Source organism: Micromonospora sp. NPDC047187 (assembly GCF_040643355.1).
Lineage (GTDB): Bacteria > Actinomycetota > Actinomycetes > Mycobacteriales > Micromonosporaceae > Micromonospora > Micromonospora salmantinae.
The window spans coordinates 475,224-494,203 of record NZ_JBEYUF010000001.1 but is presented as its reverse complement, the minus strand read 5'-3'; the positions used below and the strand labels follow the sequence as shown (position 1 = coordinate 494,203).

At 69.0% G+C, this 18,980-nt stretch carries 16 protein-coding genes; 8 read left to right on the top strand and 8 right to left on the bottom strand.

The window, feature by feature from the left end:
- Nucleotides 1-43 precede the first annotated feature (43 nt).
- From ABZ794_RS02070 to ABZ794_RS02050, 5 genes are all read left to right on the top strand, one after another.
- Nucleotides 44-595, top strand: a complete 552-nt coding sequence (locus ABZ794_RS02070; RefSeq protein ID WP_238688393.1) for a DUF5987 family protein — start codon at nt 44-46, stop codon at nt 593-595.
- Nucleotides 592-2,226 (top strand): GMC family oxidoreductase, encoded by a 1,635-nt coding sequence (locus tag ABZ794_RS02065; protein WP_210780582.1) that lies wholly within the window; start codon nt 592-594, stop codon nt 2,224-2,226. The genes ABZ794_RS02070 and ABZ794_RS02065 overlap by 4 nt, the downstream gene beginning before the upstream one ends.
- Nucleotides 2,227-2,531: 305 nt before the next feature.
- Complete coding sequence (locus ABZ794_RS02060) at nt 2,532-3,368, top strand: AraC family transcriptional regulator (protein ID WP_210780583.1); 837 nt, start codon at nt 2,532-2,534, stop codon at nt 3,366-3,368.
- 119 nt (nt 3,369-3,487) lie between these two features.
- Nucleotides 3,488-4,141, top strand: coding sequence for a MerR family transcriptional regulator (locus ABZ794_RS02055; protein WP_210780584.1), 654 nt, complete (start codon nt 3,488-3,490; stop codon nt 4,139-4,141).
- A gap of 377 nt (nt 4,142-4,518) precedes the next feature.
- Nucleotides 4,519-4,953: an SgcJ/EcaC family oxidoreductase gene (locus tag ABZ794_RS02050; RefSeq protein ID WP_210780585.1), complete on the top strand. Its 435-nt coding sequence runs from the start codon at nt 4,519-4,521 to the stop codon at nt 4,951-4,953.
- Between the two features lie 71 nt (nt 4,954-5,024).
- Here ABZ794_RS02050 and ABZ794_RS02045 read toward each other — a convergent pair whose 3' ends face one another.
- Nucleotides 5,025-5,462, bottom strand: a complete 438-nt coding sequence (locus tag ABZ794_RS02045) for an SCP2 sterol-binding domain-containing protein (protein WP_210780586.1) — start codon at nt 5,460-5,462, stop codon at nt 5,025-5,027.
- A 229-nt stretch (nt 5,463-5,691) separates the two neighbouring features.
- Here ABZ794_RS02045 and ABZ794_RS02040 point away from each other — a divergent pair, with 229 nt between their 5' ends.
- Entirely contained in the window at nt 5,692-6,495 is an 804-nt protein-coding gene (locus ABZ794_RS02040) for a TIGR03084 family metal-binding protein (protein WP_210780587.1), read from the top strand.
- A gap of 16 nt (nt 6,496-6,511) precedes the next feature.
- On the top strand, nt 6,512-6,940 hold the full coding sequence (aroH, locus tag ABZ794_RS02035; RefSeq protein WP_238661001.1) for a chorismate mutase: 429 nt from the start codon (nt 6,512-6,514) through the stop codon (nt 6,938-6,940).
- Here aroH and ABZ794_RS02030 read toward each other — a convergent pair.
- The 7 genes from ABZ794_RS02030 to ABZ794_RS02000 form a co-directional block, all read right to left on the bottom strand.
- Entirely contained in the window at nt 6,875-7,651 is a 777-nt protein-coding gene (locus ABZ794_RS02030) for an SDR family oxidoreductase (protein ID WP_210780710.1), read from the bottom strand. The genes aroH and ABZ794_RS02030 overlap by 66 nt on opposite strands.
- 6 nt (nt 7,652-7,657) lie before the next feature.
- On the bottom strand, nt 7,658-9,190 hold the full coding sequence (locus ABZ794_RS02025) for a 4-hydroxyphenylacetate 3-hydroxylase N-terminal domain-containing protein (RefSeq protein ID WP_210780589.1): 1,533 nt from the start codon (nt 9,188-9,190) through the stop codon (nt 7,658-7,660).
- Nucleotides 9,187-10,791 (bottom strand): tyrosine 2,3-aminomutase, encoded by a 1,605-nt coding sequence (gene cmdF / locus ABZ794_RS02020; RefSeq protein WP_210780590.1) that lies wholly within the window; start codon nt 10,789-10,791, stop codon nt 9,187-9,189. The genes ABZ794_RS02025 and cmdF overlap by 4 nt, the downstream gene beginning before the upstream one ends.
- Nucleotides 10,792-10,804: 13 nt before the next feature.
- Complete coding sequence (locus ABZ794_RS02015) at nt 10,805-14,011, bottom strand: AMP-binding protein (protein WP_210780591.1); 3,207 nt, start codon at nt 14,009-14,011, stop codon at nt 10,805-10,807.
- 104 nt (nt 14,012-14,115) lie between these two features.
- A complete protein-coding gene (metK, locus tag ABZ794_RS02010) occupies nt 14,116-15,273 on the bottom strand; it encodes a methionine adenosyltransferase (RefSeq protein ID WP_210780592.1) in 1,158 nt (385 codons plus the stop codon).
- A gap of 26 nt (nt 15,274-15,299) precedes the next feature.
- Nucleotides 15,300-16,238 (bottom strand): cyclase family protein, encoded by a 939-nt coding sequence (locus ABZ794_RS02005; RefSeq protein WP_210780593.1) that lies wholly within the window; start codon nt 16,236-16,238, stop codon nt 15,300-15,302.
- Complete coding sequence (locus ABZ794_RS02000; protein WP_210780594.1) at nt 16,235-17,389, bottom strand: epoxide hydrolase family protein; 1,155 nt, start codon at nt 17,387-17,389, stop codon at nt 16,235-16,237. The genes ABZ794_RS02005 and ABZ794_RS02000 overlap by 4 nt, the downstream gene beginning before the upstream one ends.
- 236 nt (nt 17,390-17,625) lie before the next feature.
- Here ABZ794_RS02000 and ABZ794_RS01995 point away from each other — a divergent pair, with 236 nt between their 5' ends.
- Nucleotides 17,626-18,807, top strand: a complete 1,182-nt coding sequence (locus ABZ794_RS01995) for an acyl-CoA dehydrogenase family protein (protein ID WP_210780595.1) — start codon at nt 17,626-17,628, stop codon at nt 18,805-18,807.
- Nucleotides 18,808-18,980: the final 173 nt, after the last annotated feature.

Here is an 18,980-nt window from a genome sequence, read left to right as displayed (position 1 = left end):
ACACAATGTCCGCAGCGATGAATCTGCGGCCTGGAGGCATTTCGTGGAAGTTCCAGACAAGACCATCACGATCGAGGCTTTTGCCGACACGATCATTCCAGGAGAGAAACGCTGGCCGGGCGATCGCGCGATCGCGGGCGCCGCAACCGGCGCCGGCGCGGTCGCGGCCGGCGCGCTCGCACTACTGGAGCTGCCCGCGGGCGGTCTGGCCGAAGCGCTCGATTCCCTCGCGGTGACCCTGAACGAGCACGCCGACGATTACGCGCACGAAACCGGGCTCAGCCTCGATGCGTCGGTGCCGTCGTTCGTGGCACTGCCCTTCGACCACCGCACCGCGCTGGTGCGCATCCTTACCGACCCCGGCCATCCCGAGAAGCAGATGTGGGTGAGCCTTGCCCTCTTCTGCAACATGGCCTTTGACAGCGCGGCCCACATGAGCACGCCGACGGCCTTCGCGAGCGGCCATCCAGGGCTTCTCACCATCGGCTATTCCCAACCGAACGCCGACGGCATCTACCGGTTTCCGGAGTTCAGCTACGGACGGCAGCTCGCCGACCACCATCCACAAACGACAGCGACGGGGAGCCCCGCATGACCGCAACGGAATCGACCGACATCCTCGTCATCGGCAGCGGGTTCGGCGGCGCGATCGCTGCCTATCACCTCGCCGCCGGCGGCGCCTCGGTGGTGGTGTTGGAGCGCGGGCCCTGGCTGCGCGCGGACGAGTTCGACCACGACTTCGAACTCGGTAAGTCGTACACCCGGATCTTCGACTTCGTCGTGGGCGACGGGATGAGCATCCTGGGCGGCAACTGCGTGGGTGGCGGCAGTGTCGTCTACTTCGCGACCATGCCACGGGCGCCCCGGTTCGTCTTCGACCGGCAGGGCAGCATCGGCCGCCGGATGTGGCCGGCGGCGATCAACCGCGACACGCTAGACCCGTGGTACGACCGGGTCGCGGAGGCGCTGCCGATCACCCAGCAGACCTGGGACCGCATCCCCTATGCCGGCGGGCTCTGGGGGGCGGCGTGCCGGCACGCCGGACGGACCGCCAACCCGGCGCCGGCGGCGATCGACGTGGATCTCTGCACGAACTGCAACTGGATGATGGCCGGCTGCCGGTTCGACGCCAAGCGCTCGCTGTTGCTCAACTATCTACCGGCAGCTCTCGACCACGGTGCCGAAATCCGCCCGCTGCACGAGGTGCAGCATCTGTCCCGAAATTCCGACGGTGGCTATCGCGTCCATTACCGGATTGTCGACGGGGAGGACTACAGAATTCTGCACGAATCCGGCGAGATCGACGCGAAGATTGTCGTCGTCGCCGCCGGATCCGGTGCCACTCCAGTCATTCTGCAACGTTCGGAGCCACACCTCGGGAAAATGCCACACGCAGTTGGTCGGTATTTCTCGGGTAACGGCGAAAGGCTGAATACCGCTATTTTCGACGAAGAAAAGGTACGCGACGTGCTCGGCCTGAGCCGACCCGACGGACGCGCGTACTCCGCTTATCAGATCGGACGCGGCCCCACTGTCGCTTCCTGGGATAAGCTCGACGGCTCACTTCCCGAATACGAGCGTTTCTCCTTGGAGCAGCTCTACTTCCCGCCCGGTCTCGGCACGATTCTGGCGCAGGTTCCGGGCGCGACCGGGCCGAGCTGGTTCGGCCTGGAGAAGAAGGAGATGCTGCGTCAGTGGCAGTCGTGGTTGACGATCTTCACGATGTCGGAGGACGACAACGAGGGGATCTTCGGGCCGCCACCGGAGACCGGCAACGCGCATCGGCTGTCGCAGCAGATGCTCGGGGTGGGCTCGCTGCGCTACGAACCGACGAAGAACACGTGGCGCGGATGGTCGCTGTCCGACGCCGAGGTAAAGGACATTCTCGAACGGGACGGGCTGGCCCGGGTCGCCCCCTGGACCAACGACCTGGTCGGCGCGTACACGGTGCATCCACTCGCCTCCTGCCGAATCGGCGACGACCCGGCGACCTCGGCCCTCGACGACCGGCACGAATTGCGTGACCACCCGGGCATCTTCGTCACCGACGGCTCGGCGGTGCCCGGCGCCCTCACCGTCAACCCGGCCCTGACGATCGCGGCGCTGGCCGAGCGGGCGATGCCGGGAATCGTCGCCGCGGCCCAGGCGCGAGGGGTTCCGGTCAGCTACAACGGCACGTTGCCCGCCCCAGCCACGGCGCCCGCCGTCGCCGCTCCGGCGGGTTGATGCTCCGGGCGAACATTGACAATGCGGAAGATTGAACTTTACGCACCCTTTGAGATGTCTCGACTCCTGGACGTGTATTAGAGACTATCACTATCTACCACGGAGCCGCCCCTACTCCACGATTGCGCTCCGTATCCAAGCAAATCTGCAGTGTTGCGGCCGAGGGCGGGATCGACTAACGTCGACATGGATCTCGGTGGATCACCAACCGGACACCGGCGGTGACCGAGAGGCGTATCTCAGAAATTGATTTACGTCTTTGGTGAGACCGGCAAGCTGTTCTCACGAATTGCTGGGGAGGAATCGTGGGGGACGCGGTTGAGGAAGCAGCGAAGCGCGCAATTGAGACAATGCGCGAGAACCTCAGCGAGCAAATTACCGTAAGCGACATGGCCCGAGCGGCGATGTTCAGCAAATTCCACTTCACCAGGATATTCCAGCGCGCAACCGGAGTGTCGCCAGGTCGTTTCCTGTCGGCACTCCGGTTGCAACGCGCCAAGGATCTGCTGGTCTCGACGTCGCTCAACGTCGCACACATCAGCGTGCGAGTTGGCTACAACAGTGTCGGAACGTTCAGCTCCCGTTTCAGCAAGAGCGTTGGAATGTCACCGACGGCGTACCGCAAGCTGGCCGGGTACGCCCCGCACATTCCGGTGGCGCCGACGCCGGCCGCAGGCACACCATCGAAGGCCAGCATCCATGGCCAGGTCCACGCGTCCAGCCAGGCCAGCCCGGGCCTCGTGTTCATCGGTCTCTTCCCGGACCGCATACCCGAGGGCCGGCCGATCCGATGCACCATCCTGTCCGGTCCCGGGTTGTTCCACTTCACCGGCGTGCCGCCGGGCACCTGGTACCTGCTGTCCCAGTCGGTCACCGGCGATCCCACGGAGATCGCCACCGACCCGCACAGTCGTCCCGTCTTCGTCGCCACCCACGGGCCACTCGCCATCGCCCACGACACCGTGCTCACGGTGGATGTCGATCTACAGCCCGTGACGGCCCTGGACCCGCCGGTCCTGCTCGCTCTCCTCGACGCACGCAAGGTGGCGCTCAGCGTCGTGGCCGCCCAGGAGAAGGCTCGGGCAGCCACCATCCTCTCCGCACGCTTTCCGGCCCGGTCGGTCGACCGTCCGGCCGCCTGACCGGAATCACCCACCCGTGCCCGTGCCCCGCTTCCGGTGTGCACGGGCACGCGGTCGTGATTCAACGACACCGGCTCATCGAAGAGTGGTCGACATGACGGGTTTACCTGGGGGAACCGATGCGCATTTCCTATCTGAGCAAAGAGACGGGCCTACCCGTCGCCACAATCAAGTACTACCTCCGGGAACGGCTCCTTCCCCCTGGTAGACCCACCGGTCGCAACCAGGCCGACTACGACGACCGTCATCTGCGCCGCCTGCAACTCATCCGTGCGCTCACCCACGTCGGGAAGCTCGACCTGTCGACCGTCCGGCAACTGCTCGCGAGCATCGAGGACCGCCAGCTTCCCCTGGCCGGGCTCTACGAGGTGGCGCACTCACTCAGCGGCGGAGCCGCCAATCTGTCCGACGCCACCGCCGACGTCGACCAGTTCATCGACGAGCTGGGCTGGGCGGTGCACCCCGACGCGGCCGGGCGCGCCCAGCTCGCGCAGGTCGTCACCGCGCTGCGCCGGCTCGGCTGCGACTGCAGCATCCAGTTCTTCGCACCGTACGCGGCGATGACCGAGCAGCTCGTGGCACAGGAGATGGCCCTGCTGCCCGCCGACCACGCGGACGTCGATCGGGCGGCCGCGGTGGTTCGAGCGGTGCTGCTGGAGGTCGCCCTGACCGCTGTGCACCGGATGGCGCGCGAGCACTACGTAAACCAGTGGCTCGGCAAGGGCTCGTCCGAGCACCCCGCTCGCGCGGAGGCCACCGCGGACCGGGCGTGAGCCGCCGCGATCAGGGCGTGAGCCGCCGCGGAAAGGGCGTGAGCCGCCGCGGCGTGCGGTGAGCAGCCCAGGCGCGGGCTGACCGGGTGGAGCGCTGTGGTTGTCGTCGTCCACGACGAGGCCAGAGATCACGCGACAATGCCCGGACACGGGCTGTCCTCCTGTCGAAGCCCCCGATCGGATTCAACCGTGGTTGTCGTGGCCATCCGAGCATGCCGCTAACAGCGGTGCGCAGTCTTCTTTGAGAATGCCGAGTTGGACGCGACCAACGCGCACTCCAGGAGAACGGAACGGCCCCTGCCAGCACTAGCCTCGGCAACGTCGGGATGCAACACCGACCGACCTCCTCGCCACCATCCAAGAATCGAGGACCAGCGATGACCACCAGTTCTTCCGCACCGTTGGTGACTGGCATCTCCGGCGCCGACCAAGTGGCCATAGCGGCGGTACCCGGCCGCCTGGTCAAAGCGTGGGCGGCTCAGGACGCGCAGGCGTTCGCGGACATCTTCGTCGACGACGGGTCGATGTTGCTACCGGGTGTCTACCGCCAGGGCAAGGACAACATTCGCGATTTCATGTCGACAGCGTTCGGCGGCCCGTTCAAGGGCACCCGGGTCACCGGCACGCCGGTGGAGATCAAGGCGCTGGCCCCGGGTGCGGTCGCGCTGATCACGGAGGGTGGTGTCATCCCGGCCGGCGAGACGACGCTTCCCGACCGGGCGGCCATCCGCGCGTCCTGGATTCTCGTCAACCGCGACGGCGAGTGGCTGCTCGCCGTCTACCAGAACTGCCCGCGCGACCGCGTCGCCTGACCCGACCGGCACCCCAAACCGAACGACGCCGATGACTGCGAGAGTCATCGGCGTCGTTCTTGGCCGGCCGGTCAGCCTCTTGGCGGATCGAACAGGGTGGGGAACTTCGCGGTCAGGGCCAGGTCGCCCTTGGTCTTGAGGCGACCGCGCATCACCAGCGCCACCGCGTGCGCGTTGCCAGTGACGAGGTTGAGGAAGTCCACCCCACCCAGCGAGAGCGTGAGATCGGGGTGTCGACCGTTGCCCGGTGTGCTGACGCAGGCACCGTCGGCGATGACCATCTCGTAGACGTCGACGCCGCCGTCGGGCCGGTCGCCGATCCGCCAGTGGATCACGGCGGTGAGCGCGCCGGCACGATCGGCGCGAAACACCTGGGGCATGTTGGTGAAGATCTCGTCGATGACGTCCGTCCGCCGCGGGCCGTGCATCAGCCGGCGCAGCTCGCCGTTGGGGGTCTGCTTGACGAACACCGCGAGCTCGCGCGGGCTCATCGTTGTGGGGTCGCTCATAGGGATTAGGTTGGCCGATCGGCCACCGGACGGACATCTCCGAGAGTGCGTTCAGTGGCGGATCCGCGCAGGTCGCGCACGTAGCGAGACGACGGCGCGGGGGTGACCGTCCAATGATTGATCCGACCTGCTCCACAGGCGCGCACCGCGCACCAGCCGTCCGGCCGCGGGAACACCGGTGTCCCCTTCCGCGGCACGACACGAGCCCTGTAGCGGAAGGAAGAACCACATGTCAGCACAGCCCGATGTGTTCGCCGATCTGGTCAGCGAGGGCGATGCGTTCGACACGCTGATCGCCGACCTGGACGACGCCGGTTGGCGCACCGCGACGCCCGCCGTCGGCTGGACGGTCGCCCACCAGGTGGCCCACCTCTCCGCGGTGTTTCGCCTGGCGGGGCTCTCGGCGTCCGACCCGGACACGTTCAGCCGGTTCCTCTCCTCCATGAGCGGCAGCTTCGAGTCCAACGTCGCCGCCGCGATGGCCCCGTACCTCGCCGCCCCACCGCCGGCGCTGTTCGCCAAGTGGCAGGAGGAGCGGTCGACAGCGGAGAAGGCGTTGGCGGCGCACGCGCCGACCGACATCGTGCCGTGGCTGGTCCGTCCGATGCCGGCCGCCATCCTGGCGGGCGCCGGCATGATGGAGCTGTTCGGCCACGGGCAGGACGTCGCCGACGCACTCGGCGTCGAGCGCCGGCACACCGACCGGATCCGGCACCTGTGCGGGTTCGCCGCACGCACCTGGGACTTCGGTTACCTGGCCCGCGAGGAGGACGTTCCGGACGTGGAGTTCGGCTACACCCTCACCGCCCCGTCCGGCGCCACCTGGACGTTCGGCCCGCCGGACGCGGACCAGCGGATCAGCGGCCCGGCTGTCGACTTCTGCCTGCTGGTGACCCGCCGACGGCACCGCGACGACCTGCGGCTGAGCGCGGTCGGCCCGGACGCCGAGCACTGGCTGGACATCGCGCAGGCGTACCGGGGTCCGGCCGGATCGGGCCGCCAGCCCGGCCAGTTCGCCGCCGCGACGCGCTGACGACGGGGGTACGACGATGACGGCACCGACCCTGCGGGCGATCCGGGGCGCGATCCAGGTCGACCGGGACAGTCCAGATGTGGTCGGGGCCGGTACGCGGCTCCTGCTCGACGAGGTCGTCCGGCGCAACGAACTGGCGCCGGACGACCTCGTCAGCATCCTGTTCACCGCCACACCCGACCTGGTGAGCTGTTTCCCGGCGGTCGCCGCCCGGCAGCTCGGTCTGCACGACGTACCCCTGTTGTGCGCCGCCGAGATCGACGTGCCCGGCGCGCTGCCCCGGGTCGTGCGGATGCTGGCCCACGTGCTGACCGCACGGCCGCGAGCGGCCGTGCGGCACGTCTATCTCGGGGGCGCCGAGGTGCTGCGCCCCGATCTGTCAGCGATGCAGCTCGCCGGCGTTCACGTCGAGACACTGCCCGGTGATGGCGCTGGCCAGGTCTGACGCGAGGAAGACGACGGCGTTGGCCACCTCGTCCGCCTCGGGCAGGCGACGCAGGTCGAGGCTCGCCGCCGTCTCGTCGTAGACCTGCTTCTCGGTGATGCCGCGTTCCTGGGCCAGGTAGGCGAAGTAGCCGCGGAGCCCGTCGGACCAGACGTAGTTGGGCATCACCGTGTTCACCCGCACGCCTGATGGACCCAGCTCGGTCGAGAGGCTCTGCGCCAGCGCGAGCAGACCGGACTTCGACATCCGGTACGCGCCGAACGACGGCTTCGACTGCCGTACCACCATCGCATTGATCATGACGATGGCGCCGTTGTGCTCGGTCAGCGTCGGGGCCAGCCGTTGGGTGATCCGCAGCGCCCCGAACACGTCGGTTTCCAGGCTCGCCCGCACGGCGTCGACGTCGATCGCTGTGAGGTCGGCGAAGGCCGGCACCGCGAACGCGTTGTACACCAACACGTCCACCCGCCCGAACGCCTGCAGCGCCGAGTCGGCCAGGGCGGCGACCGCGGCGTCGTCGGTCAGGTCGGTCGGTGCCGCGAGCGCCCGCCGGCCGAGCTGTTCGACCTCCTTGGCGACCTCGGCGAGGACCGACTCGTTACGCGCGGCCAGTACGACGTCGGCGCCGGCCCGGGCACAGGCGAGCGCGATCGCCCGTCCGAGCCCGGGCCCCACACCGGCGACCACTGCGACTTTGTCCTGCAACATCAGCGCTCCTCACGTCGAGAGATCGTTGCGCGCCCACCGCAGGTGATCGAAGGACGCGAGGTCCGGCACGGTCCAGCCGTCGATGTCGTACTCGCTCATGCACTCGTCGACGAACCGCTTGTAGCCGTCTATCTGCCCCGAGGCGAGTTGCGCGAAGTACATCTCGACCCGGGTGTTCTCGTGGTTGCCGGAGTAGTTGCGCTCGTAGAGCTCGTGCCGTCCGCCGAACTCGGTGCCGACCGCGTCCCACAGCAGCTTCATCAGCTTCACCCGCTCCATCGCGGTGCTGCCGTCGGAGCCCCGCATGTACTGGTCCAGGTATCCGCGGATCGCCGGGTTCTTGAAGTCGTCGGCGCTGGAGTTGAGGTAGATGAGCCCGCTGGCCACGTCCTGCATGATGATCTCGCGGACCCGGGGATAACCCACCTGCATGAACCACCGGTACGCCTGCCCGTACTCCGGGTTCGGCAGCACCGCCCCGTTCTTCCACGGCACGGGGTTGCGCGCGGCGGCGTCGGACAGCGCCCAGAAGAGATTGCGCCAGGCCAGCACCTCACCCAGGCGGCTCTGCACCCCCCGGAAGTCCTTCGTGCCGGTCATGTCCAACGCCTTGGCCAGCAGGCCGGCGATGAATTCGAGTTTCACCGCCAGCCGGGTCATGCCGTGGAACGTGAACCGCTCGGTGAACCCCGAGCGCCCGCCGAACATCTGCACCTTGCCAAGGTCGCCGTAGACGAACACGTTCTCCCACGGGATCTCGACCTTGTCCAGGATGAGCACCGTGTCGTTCTCGTCCAGCCGTGACGACAGTGGGTAGTCGAACGGGCTGCCCATCACCGCTGCCGTCGCGGCGTACGACGGCCGGCAGATCAGCTTCATCCCGCGGGCGCCCATCGGCACCGTGGCGATCAGCGCGAACTCCCGCCGTTTGACAGGCATTCCGTGGTGCGAGATGAAGTTGAAGTGGGTCAGCGCGGACCCGGTCGCGACGACCTTCGCGCCGCTGACGATCAGGCCGGAGTCGGTCTCCCGCTCGACGTGGACGAACACGTCGCGTACCTCGTCGGGCGGCCGGTTACGGTCGACCGGTGGGTGCACGACCGCGTGGTTCCAGAACTGCACCTGCTCCTGGGAGCGGCGGTACCAGGCCCGGGCGTTGTCCGCGTACTCGCCGTAGAAGTCGGCGTTCGCGCCGAGGGTGCCGAGGAAGGATGCCTTGTAGTCCGGACTGCGCCCCATCCAGCCGTAGCTCATCCGGGCCCACGCCGCGATGGCCTTCTGGTCGGCGACCAGGTCCTCGGCGCTGTGCGGCGTGGTGAAGAACCGGTGGGTGAAGCCCGTGCCGCCGCTGTCCACCGGTGCGGTGAGCACCGGTGCGGTGGCCGGGTCGTGGAGCGAGTCGTAGAGCCGCGCGGTCATGCGTACCGCGTTGGCGAACGCCGGATGCGTCGTGACGTCCTTGACCCGGTCGCCGTAGAGGTAGATCTCGCGATCGTCACGCAGGCTCTCGATGTACTCCGCGCCGGTGTAGGGCCTGGTCACCGTAGGTCGCTCTGCTGAGCGCTCGCGGCAGCGGCGGCGAACTCACCGCGGGACAGGGCGGCGGTGACGGTCTCCAGGTCGTCGGCCATGTAGCGGTCGCGGTCCAGAGTCGGCACCATCGACCGGACGTGGTCGTAGGTGGCCTTGGCGACCGGGCTCAGGTCGCCGTACCGCTTGGAGATGTCGACGGCCTGCGCCGCGGCCAGGTACTCCAGGGCCAGGATCGTGTCGTTGTTGCGCAGCACCCGGCGGGCGTTGCGGGTGGAGATCAGCCCCATGCTGACCACGTCCTGGTTGTCGCCGTTGGACGGGACGCTCTGCGTGCTCGCCGGCCCGATGGTGCGGTTCTCCGCGATCAGGGCGGTCGCGGGGTACTGGGCGCCGGCGAAACCGCTGTTCAGGCCCGGATCACCGGTGACCAGGAACTCCGGCAGACCGTAGCTCAGGTGCCGGTTGAGCAGGCGGTTGGACTGCCGCTCGGAGAGCACGCCGAGCTGGGTCAGCGCGATCGTGAGGAAGTCCATGACGAACGCGACCGGCTGTCCGTGGAAGTTGGCGCCGTGGAAGATCTCCTCGCCCTCGAAGAAGAGCGGGTTGTCGTTCGCCGAGTTCAACTCGATGCCGATCTTGTTGATCGCGTGGTAGAGCGTGTCCCGCACGGAGCCCAGGATCTGCGGGATGGCCCGCAGTGAGTACGCCTTCTGCAGGTAGACCTTCGTCCGCGTGACGTCCTTGCCGGACTCCTTGCCGGCGGCCACCTCCTTGCGCAGCTCACTATGCTCCACAGTGGACAGGCTGCCGCGCATCAGCGTCCGCAGGTTGGCCGCCGTGTCGATCTGCCCCTGGTGCGGTCGCGCGATGTCGTGCCCCTCGGGCTGGAACGGGCTCATCGAGCCCCGCAGCGCCTCGATCACCAGGGCGGTGACGATCTCCGCCTGGCGTACCTGCGTCATGGCCCGGTCAGCCACGAGCGCGCCGACACCGGTCATCGCCGACGTGCCGTTGATCAGCGCGAGCCCCTCCTTGAAACGCAGTTCCAACGGCTCGATGCCGTGCTTGCGCAACACCTGACCGGTGGGCACCTTGCCGGTGCCGTCGAGCACGTAGCCCTCGCCGATCACCGTGGACGCGATGTGCGACAGCGGCGCGAGGTCGCCGCTCGCGCCGAGCGAACCGATCTCCGGAATGGCCGGGGTGATGCCCAGGTTGAGGTAGAGCGCGAGCCGCTCCAGCAACTCGGGGCGTACCGCGGAGTGGCCCTTGGCCAGCGCGTTGAGCCGAGCGGTCACGATCGCCCGCGACTCGTCCCGGGCGAACAGCGGGCCGACGCCGGCGCTGTGGCTCCGCACCAGGTTGGTCTGGAGTTCGACCTCCTTGGAGGGGTCGACCAGCATGTAGATCATCTCGCCGTATCCGGTGGTCACCCCGTACACCGGGATGTCCTGACGCACGATGTCCTCGAACATCGCGCGGCTCTTGCCCGCTCGGGCGAGCGCCGACGGCGACACCTCGCAGGTGGCGTCGTCCTCGGCGATCCGGCGAATGCCCGGAATGTCGAGAGTGTCGCCGTCCAGCACGACAATGTTCTCGTTCGTTGTCACTGTCCTCACCTCATCACAGCCGTGGTGCCGGGTCGGGTCTGGTGGGCTCGCCGGAATGGGCGACGCCCGGTGCCTGCCGTCGTGGTCCGTCCTCGTCGCCGGCGACGCTGACAGCGTTGGCGAGGGTGCGGAGCGACGGGTTGGCGTAGAAGTCGCGGATCGGCACGTGCACGCCGAACCGTTCGGAGACGCGGTGGAGCAGAGCCGGGATCAGCGCGGAGCGTCCGCCGGCCGTGAAGAAGCTGTCGTCGAGGCCCGGTACGCCCGCGTCGACCACCTCGGCCCACAGGGCCGCGAGGGTCTGCTCGGTGTCGGTCAGTGCCACCGTCGCCGCAGCCCCCATCGGGCGCGCCAGCTCGGGCAGCCGCCGCCGGTCGACCTTGCCCCCGATGTTGCGGGGAAGCCGGTCGTGCACGGTACGGAACACGACGGGGATCACCTTGCCGAGCCGCTGGCGCAGGTGGGCCCGCCACACCTCGGGCGAGCCCTCTCCGGCTCGGATCGGCACGACGTACGCGTCGAGGCGGTTGACCATCCCGTCCGGTCCGCGGACCGCGACCACGCCGCACTCACGTACCGAGGAGTGCGTCTGCAGCGCGGCCTCGACGTCGCCCAGTTCGAGGCGCACGCCGTACACCTTGATCTGGAAATCCTCGCGGCCCCGGTATTCCAGGGCGCCGTCGAAGCGCCAACGGCCCAGATCACCTGTGCGGTAGGTGCGGATGTCGGACTGTCCACCGACCGGGGCGAACGCCGTGGACGGATCGACCGCGCCGAGATAGCCGGCGGCCACGAAGGGACTGCGGATGACGATGGCGCCTGTGACACCCTGCGGACAGGGCCGCTCGTCGGCGTCGAGGACGAGCACCTGCCGGCCGGGAATCGCCCGTCCGATCGGCGTCGAACCATCCACCGGTCGGTCGATCGGCTGCCAGGTGGCCGCGATCGTCTCGGTCGGCCCGTAGAGATTCGCCAGGTGCACGTCGGGCAGGCTGCCGTGCAACCGGTTGACCAGTTCGCCCGGCAGCGCCTCACCCATCAGCAGCAGGTGCCGCAGGGCGCGCATGGGCCGGTCCGCGCGGCTCGTGACCACCCGCAGCAGTTCCCGGGCGAAACTCGGCACGGTCTGCAGGTGGGTGATCTCCCGGTTGGCCATCCAGTCGACGAGCCTCTCGCCGTGGATCCGGATGTCCGGCGCGGGCAGGCACAGCGTGCCGCCGCTGGTCAGGGTGGCGAACACCTCGCACAGGGCGGGGTCGTGGTCGGGTGCCACCCACTGCGCTACCCGGGCGCCGCCGCCCATCTCGAACTGCGTGCCGAGCCAGGTGACGAACTGGCCGAACGCCGAGTGCGGCTGGGCGATGCCCTTGGGCCGTCCGGTCGATCCGGAGGTGTAGGCGACGTAGGCGACCGCGTCAGCGTCGACCGTCGGCAGCGCCCCGGCCCCGGTCAGGGTCGCCACGTCGTGCACGGCGATGTCGAGTTCGATGCGTGCCCAGCGGGCCAGCTCGTCGTCGTCCGGGTCACCGGCGACCAGCAGACACGCGGGACGCAGGTCGGCGAGCACGGCGCGACCGCGATCACCCACGTCCCCGGTGCCGAACCAGCACAGGTGGTCGCCGGCGACGAGCACCCCGAGCAACGCGGCGATCTGCTCCGGGCCGGAGGGGAGTCGCACCACCACCGGCCGTCCGCCCGCACCCCGCGCGAGCAGGGCGGCGGCGATTTCCCGGGCCCGCGACCACAGCCCGGCGTACGTGAGACCGCCGCTGTCGGTGAGCACCGCCAGGCGCTCCGGGTGGGCGTCGACGATCCGTCGCACCAGTTCGTGCACCGGCGCGTCGACCGGTGGTCCGTCGGCGATCCGGTCGTCACCGCCCAGCTCATGGGCGGAGGGGGTCGGCTGGTCCATCGGCAGGGCGGTCGCCGGCGTGTCCGGCGTGGCGACCCCGGCGGCGAGGACGGTCAGCACCTGGTTGGCGATCCGTTCGACGGATTCGTCGTCGAACAGCTCGGCGCGGTAGGCGAAGGTGCCGATCGTCGCCGGCCGGGTCGCCACCCGCAGTTCCAGGTCGGCCATCGTCGCCGGCGGGTCGACGTCCTGCCGGCTGGCCGTGGTGTGGGCCAGGCGCAGGGTGGAGTGTTCCTCGGCTGCCTCGTCGACCAGCACGTTGACCAGCGGGATCGTGCGCGGGTCCCGGGGTGCGCCGAGCAGTTCGACGAGACGGCCGAACGGCAGGTGCCGCTGGTCGGACAGCGCGTCGAGACGGCCGGCGACCTGGTCGACAAGCTCTCGGAAGGTCGGCGCGCCGGTCAGGTCGACATCGATCAGGGCGAGGTTCTCGAACGGCCCGACCAGCCCGGTCGGTGTGGTCGCGAGCCGGGTGCCGACCCGGGTGCCGACCGCGATCCGGCGCTCCCCGCTGTAGCGGGCCAGCACCACCTCCAGGGCGGCGAGCACGACCGCGAGCGGAACCGTGCCGGCGTCGAGCGCGAGCCGGTGTACGTCGGCGGTCAGCTCGACACCCCAGTCGAAGTGGTACACGCCGGCCCGCCAGTCGACGTCGGCGCCCCGGTGCCGGTCGGTGGGCAGCTCGACCGGCGCCGGCGGGGTGGCCTCGCGCCACCATTTCTCGGCCCGTCGGGCGGCGGCCTCGACCGCGCGTGCGGCGCGCACGTGCTCGGAGAACCGCGGTGCGGCATCCGCGCCGACCGGGCGCGCCGGTGTGCCGCCCAGAGCCTCGGCGTAGTGCCGACCCAGCTCGTCGATCAGGGTCGACATCGAGGTCTCGTCGGCGACGATCTGGTGCACGACGAGCACCAGGCAGTGCCGCAACGGGGCCAGCCGGGCCACGGTGAGCCGGGCCATTGGGCCCCGGTCGAGGAGGAACGGGGCCGCCACCTCGGCGGCGAGGAACGCCTCGACCGTCGGTTGGCCCTGGCGTCCGCCGGTCGAGCAGTCCACCACGGACATCACGGCGGGCAGGCTCTCGTCGAACACGGCGCGGCCGGATTCGGTGAAGCGGACGCGCAGGATCTCGTGCCGGTCGACAAGCGTCGTCCAGGCCGTCCGCAGCGCGGCGACCTCGAGCGGACCGGCGATCCGGTACGCCCGGTAGCGGTGCAGCGCCGGGGACCGGGGCGTCAGACGGTCGAGGAACCAGAGGCCGTCCTGTGCCGCGGAGGTGGGAAGCACGCTCGTCGTGTCGTGAATGGACATCTGCGACCGCCCCCTTCTGCTCGGAAAAGTATGTCAATGCAGGGTTCCGGCCCTCAACTTCCGAATTGCGGTGTTGAAGGGGTTACGTTCTCGGCGCGCAGGCGCTACGCGGCGAGCGACGCCAGGCTCTCGGCCCGGCTGGTGTCCTCCCAGGTGAAGGTGGGCAACTGCCGACCAAAGTGCCCGTACGCCGACGTCGCTCCATAGATCGGGCGGAGCAGGTCGAGGTCCCGGATGATGGCCGCCGGGCGCAGGTCGAACACCTCCGCCACTGCCTTCTCGATCCGCTCCGGCGCGACGGTCTCGGTGCCGAACGTCTCGATCGACAGGCTCACCGGCTCGGCGACGCCGATCGCGTACGCCACCTGGGTCTCGCACTTCCGGGCCAGGCCGGCCGCGACGATGGTCTTCGCCACCCACCGCATCGCGTACGCCGCCGAACGATCCACCTTGGACGGATCCTTGCCGGAGAACGCGCCACCACCGTGGCGGGCGTACCCGCCGTAGGTATCGACGATTATCTTTCGGCCGGTCAGTCCCGCGTCACCCATCGGGCCACCGATCTCGAATCGCCCGGTGGGGTTGACCAGCAACCGGAAATTGTCCACGTCGAGGTCGAGCGGTTCCAATTCCGGAAGCACGACGCTGTCCCGGACCTCCGGGCTCAGCATCGACTCCAGCGAGATGTGGGGGGCGTGTTGAGCCGAGACCACCACGGTGTCGACCCGCACCGGACGCCCGGCGTCGTACTCGATGGTGACCTGGGTCTTGCCGTCCGGCCACAGGTACGGCAGCAGGCCGTCCTTGCGCACGGCGGTGAGCCGGCGGGACAACCGGTGGGCCAGCGCGATCGGCAGCGGCATGAGCTCCGGCGTCTGATCGCACGCGAAGCCGAACATCATCCCCTGGTCGCCCGCGCCCTGCGCGGCGCCCGCCTGGTCCACCCCGAGGGCGATGTCGCGCGACTGCGCGCCGATCGACACGCTGACGCCGCAGGACGCTCCGTCGAAACCCTTGTGCGACGAGTCGTACCCGATGCCCAGGATCGTCTCCCGGACGATCGTCGGGATGTCGGTGTAGGCGCTGGTGGTCACCTCGCCCGCGACGTGCACCTGACCTGTGGTGATGAGCGTTTCGACGGCGACCCGGCTGTGCGGGTCCGCGGCCAGCAGCGCGTCGAGAATGCCGTCGCTGATCTGGTCGGCGATCTTGTCGGGGTGACCCTCGGTCACCGATTCGGACGTGAAGAGGTGGCGTCCCATGGCTTCCCCGTTTCAGGGTGGTCGGATCACTTGATGGCGAGCGGGTTGATCGGCGAACCGACAGCGCGGGTGATCTTGAGCGGCGGCGCCGCGAAGAAGAACTCCCACACCCCGTCGGCTCGGCAGTCCTCGGTCAGCTCCTCGAAGTCGAGGATCTCGCCGAGCGTCAGGCCCATGTCCCGGATCAACACCATGTGCACGGCCAGGAAGGCGCCCGGGTCCTCGCCCGGCAACGCCTCGACGGCCCAGTTGTCGGCGCAGACCGCCGCGACGTCGCGGTCCCGCAGCCACTGGCAGCTGGCCAGCCCCAGGCCGGGTTCCCCGGCCATGAATCCGGCGTCCTGCCCCTGCTCGACGAACTTGCGCCGCCAACCGGTACGGACCAGCAGGATGTCTCCCGGACCGACGTCCACGCCGCCCTGCCGGGTGATGGCCGCGTCCAGATCGGCGGGGGTGATGACGTCGCCGACCTCCAGCCACGGCACGCCGCGCACCGCGGGGATATCGAGCAGCACACCCCGACCGGCGATCCCCTTGCCCTGCCGGTCGATTCCGCAGCGGGCGGCGCCCTTGACGGTCAGCTCGTCGGCGGGAAAGCCGTTGTAGAACTGGCCGTCGTAGAAGACGTGGGCCAGCGCGTCCCACTGCGACGATGCCTGGATCGGCATGAACAGGAAATCGTCGGCGTACCGGAAGCCACCGGGAAACACCTGCTCCGCGCCGGTCTCCGACATCAGGTGTACGGGGTTGCTGCGGAAGCGGCCGTTCTGCGGCCCCTTGTCGTCCAGGTTGATCCCCAGGTCGAAGGTCCGTCCCGCGCGAATCAGTCGGCCGGCCGCGACCAACCGCTCCGGTGTGATGAGGTTGATGGTGCCGCGCTCGTCGTCCGGGCCCCAGCGACCCCAGTTTCGCAGCCGCTCCCCCACCGCCCGGAAGTCGTCGACCCGGGGTTCGGTGTGGGTCACGAGCCGGCCCGCACGACGCGGGCGAACGCCCGCACGTCGCCGACGAACAGGTCGGGCTCCTCCAGGGCCGCGAAGTGGCCACCACGGTCGAACTCCGACCAGTGCCGCAGGGTCGGGAAGTCGCGCTCGACGAACCGGCGGATCGGTAGGAACACACCCTGCGGGAACACCGCGACGCCGAGCGGCTGCCGGATCGGCGCGTAGCGCACTGTGGGGTTCGAGATTGGCAGGTAGTCGACGGTCTCGTAGTAGAACTGCGCCGACGAGCCGGCCGTGCCGGTGAACCAGAAGATCGAGGCGATGGCCAGGATCCGGTCCCGTTCGACCGCGTCCTCGGGCACCTTGCCGGCGTCGGCCCAGTCCTTGAACTTCTCCACGATCCAGGCGAGCTGGCCGACCGGCGAGTCGCTCAACGCGTACGCGATGGTGTGCGGCCGGGTCGCCTGCAGCTTCATCGAACCGGCCAGCACGTCGAGGAAACGCTGCGAGCGGGCCAGGCGCCGCCGATCCTCGTCGTCGAGCACGTCCGAGCCGTCGGCCGCCGGCGTGGTCACCAGCGTGTTCAGGTGAAGACCCACGACGTGCTCCGCGTCGATCTGGGCCAACGCGTACGAGATGCCGGCGCCGAAGTCGCCGCCCTGCGCGAGATAGCGGTCGTAGCCGAGCCGGCTCATCAGCTCCGCCCAGGCCTTGGCGACAGTGAGGTTGTTCCAGCCGGGCGCCGGCATCGGCCCGGAGAACCCGAATCCCGGCATCGACGGGATCACCAGATGAAAGGCGTCGGCCGCGTCCCCGCCGTGCGCGACGGGGTCGGTCAGCGGGCCGATCACGTCGAGGAACTCGGTCACCGAGCCGGGCCAGCCGTGCGTGATGATCATCGGACTGGCGTTCGGCTCCGGTGAGCGTACGTGCAGGAAGTGCACAGGCGAGCCGTTGATGGTGGTGACGAACTGTGGCACCTCGTTGATGCGCCGCTCCATCGCGCGCCAGTCGAACTCGTCGCACCAGTAGTCCGCGAGTTCGCGTAGGTAGTCGACGGGCACGCCGCGGTCCCAGCCGGCGTCGAAGAGCACGGGCCAGCGGGTCTCCCGCAGTCGGCGGCGGAGATCGTCCACGTCCTCCTGAAGAATGTCCACTCGGAACCGTTCCATATCGGAAATCCCTTCGACGACGGGCGCAGCAAAGTCCGCTACGACGGAAGTCAATATCACCTGCCTGAACCGGAACGGCGCACCTTCCATATTGCTCCGGTTCGGCTCTTGCCCCGGCCGGGAGCAGCGCACTCCGGAAGATGCGTGACGGCAGCGGTGGTGCAAGGGTCATATGGGCGTCCGCCGTCAGTTCCGACGCGCAATTCACGGACTCCCCAACCCTTCGAGGAGGATCGATGTCGATCACCGACGCTCCGCCCCGCGCCGACCTCGTCCGCGCGGCCGCCGAGCTGGTGCCGTTGCTGGCCCGGCACGCCCAGTGGAGCGAGGACAATCGCCGACTGCACGACGAGGTCGTGGAGGCGTTGAGTGACGCGGGCATCCTGCGGATGCGGGTGCCCGAGAGGTTCGGCGGCTCCGAGTCCGACACTCGCGCCGTCGTCGAGGTCATCGCCGAACTGGCCCGTGGTGACGGCTCAGCCGCCTGGACCGTGGCGGTCTGGCACATCAGCAGCTGGATCACCGGCCTCTTCCCGGACTCGGTGCGGGAAGAGGTCTTCGCCGACCCGTCGGTCCGGATCAGTGGCATCCTCAGCCCGACCGCCGTGGCCGTCCCGACCGAGGGCGGCTACCTGCTCAACGGCAAGTGGTCGTTCAACACCGGCGCGACGCAGAGCCAGTGGAACGCCAACGCCGCCGTGCGGCCCACCCCCGACGGGGGCTACGAACCGATCATGACCCTGATCCCGATGGCCGACCTGCAGGTCATCGACGACTGGCACACGTCGGGCCTGCGCGGCTCCGGCAGCGTCTCGACGGTCGCCGACGGCGTGTTCCTGCCCGAGGAGCGCGTCATGTCGATGGTCCCGATCATCATGGGTCAGCACCCGCTGCAGCAGGACCCGAACACCACGATGTGGGGTGGCCCCTTCATGCCGGTGGCCTGCGCGACCGTCGGCGCGACCGCGCTGGGCCTGGCCCGCGCCGCCAAGGAGGCGTTCTTCGAGCGGCTCCCCGGCCGAAAGATCACCTATACCGACTATCCCGACCAGAGCCAGGCGCCGCTGACCCACCTCCAGGTCGCCGAGGCCGAAATCAAGATCGACCAGGCAGAGTTCCACGAGTACCGGGCCGCCGACCGGGTGGACCGCAAGGGCAAGTCGGGCGAGGAGTGGACGCTCGAGGAACGCGCCAAGGCACGCCTCGACCTCGGCGCCGCCTGCCAGGCGGCCAAGGACGCCGTCGACGTGCTCCGCACGGCGAGCGGAGGATCCTCGGTCTACCAGCATGTGCCGATCCAGCGGATCCAGCGCGACGTCCAGACGCTGAACCTGCACGCGATCATGCACCCCAACACCAACCTCGAACTGTACGGCCGGATTCTGTGCGGAATGGGGCCGAACACGCAGTACCTGTAACAGGGGCGCACAGCGCGGCCGGGTCCGGATGCGGCAATCGCTCCGGGCCCGGCCGTCCGTTTGTCTGGGCTATTCGAATGAGCCCGACGAGAGCGCAATAGCGAAGAACACATTCGGCGATATCACCGACATCATATGCGGTGGGGGTCGCCGAATTCGCCGGCCGACCCGTG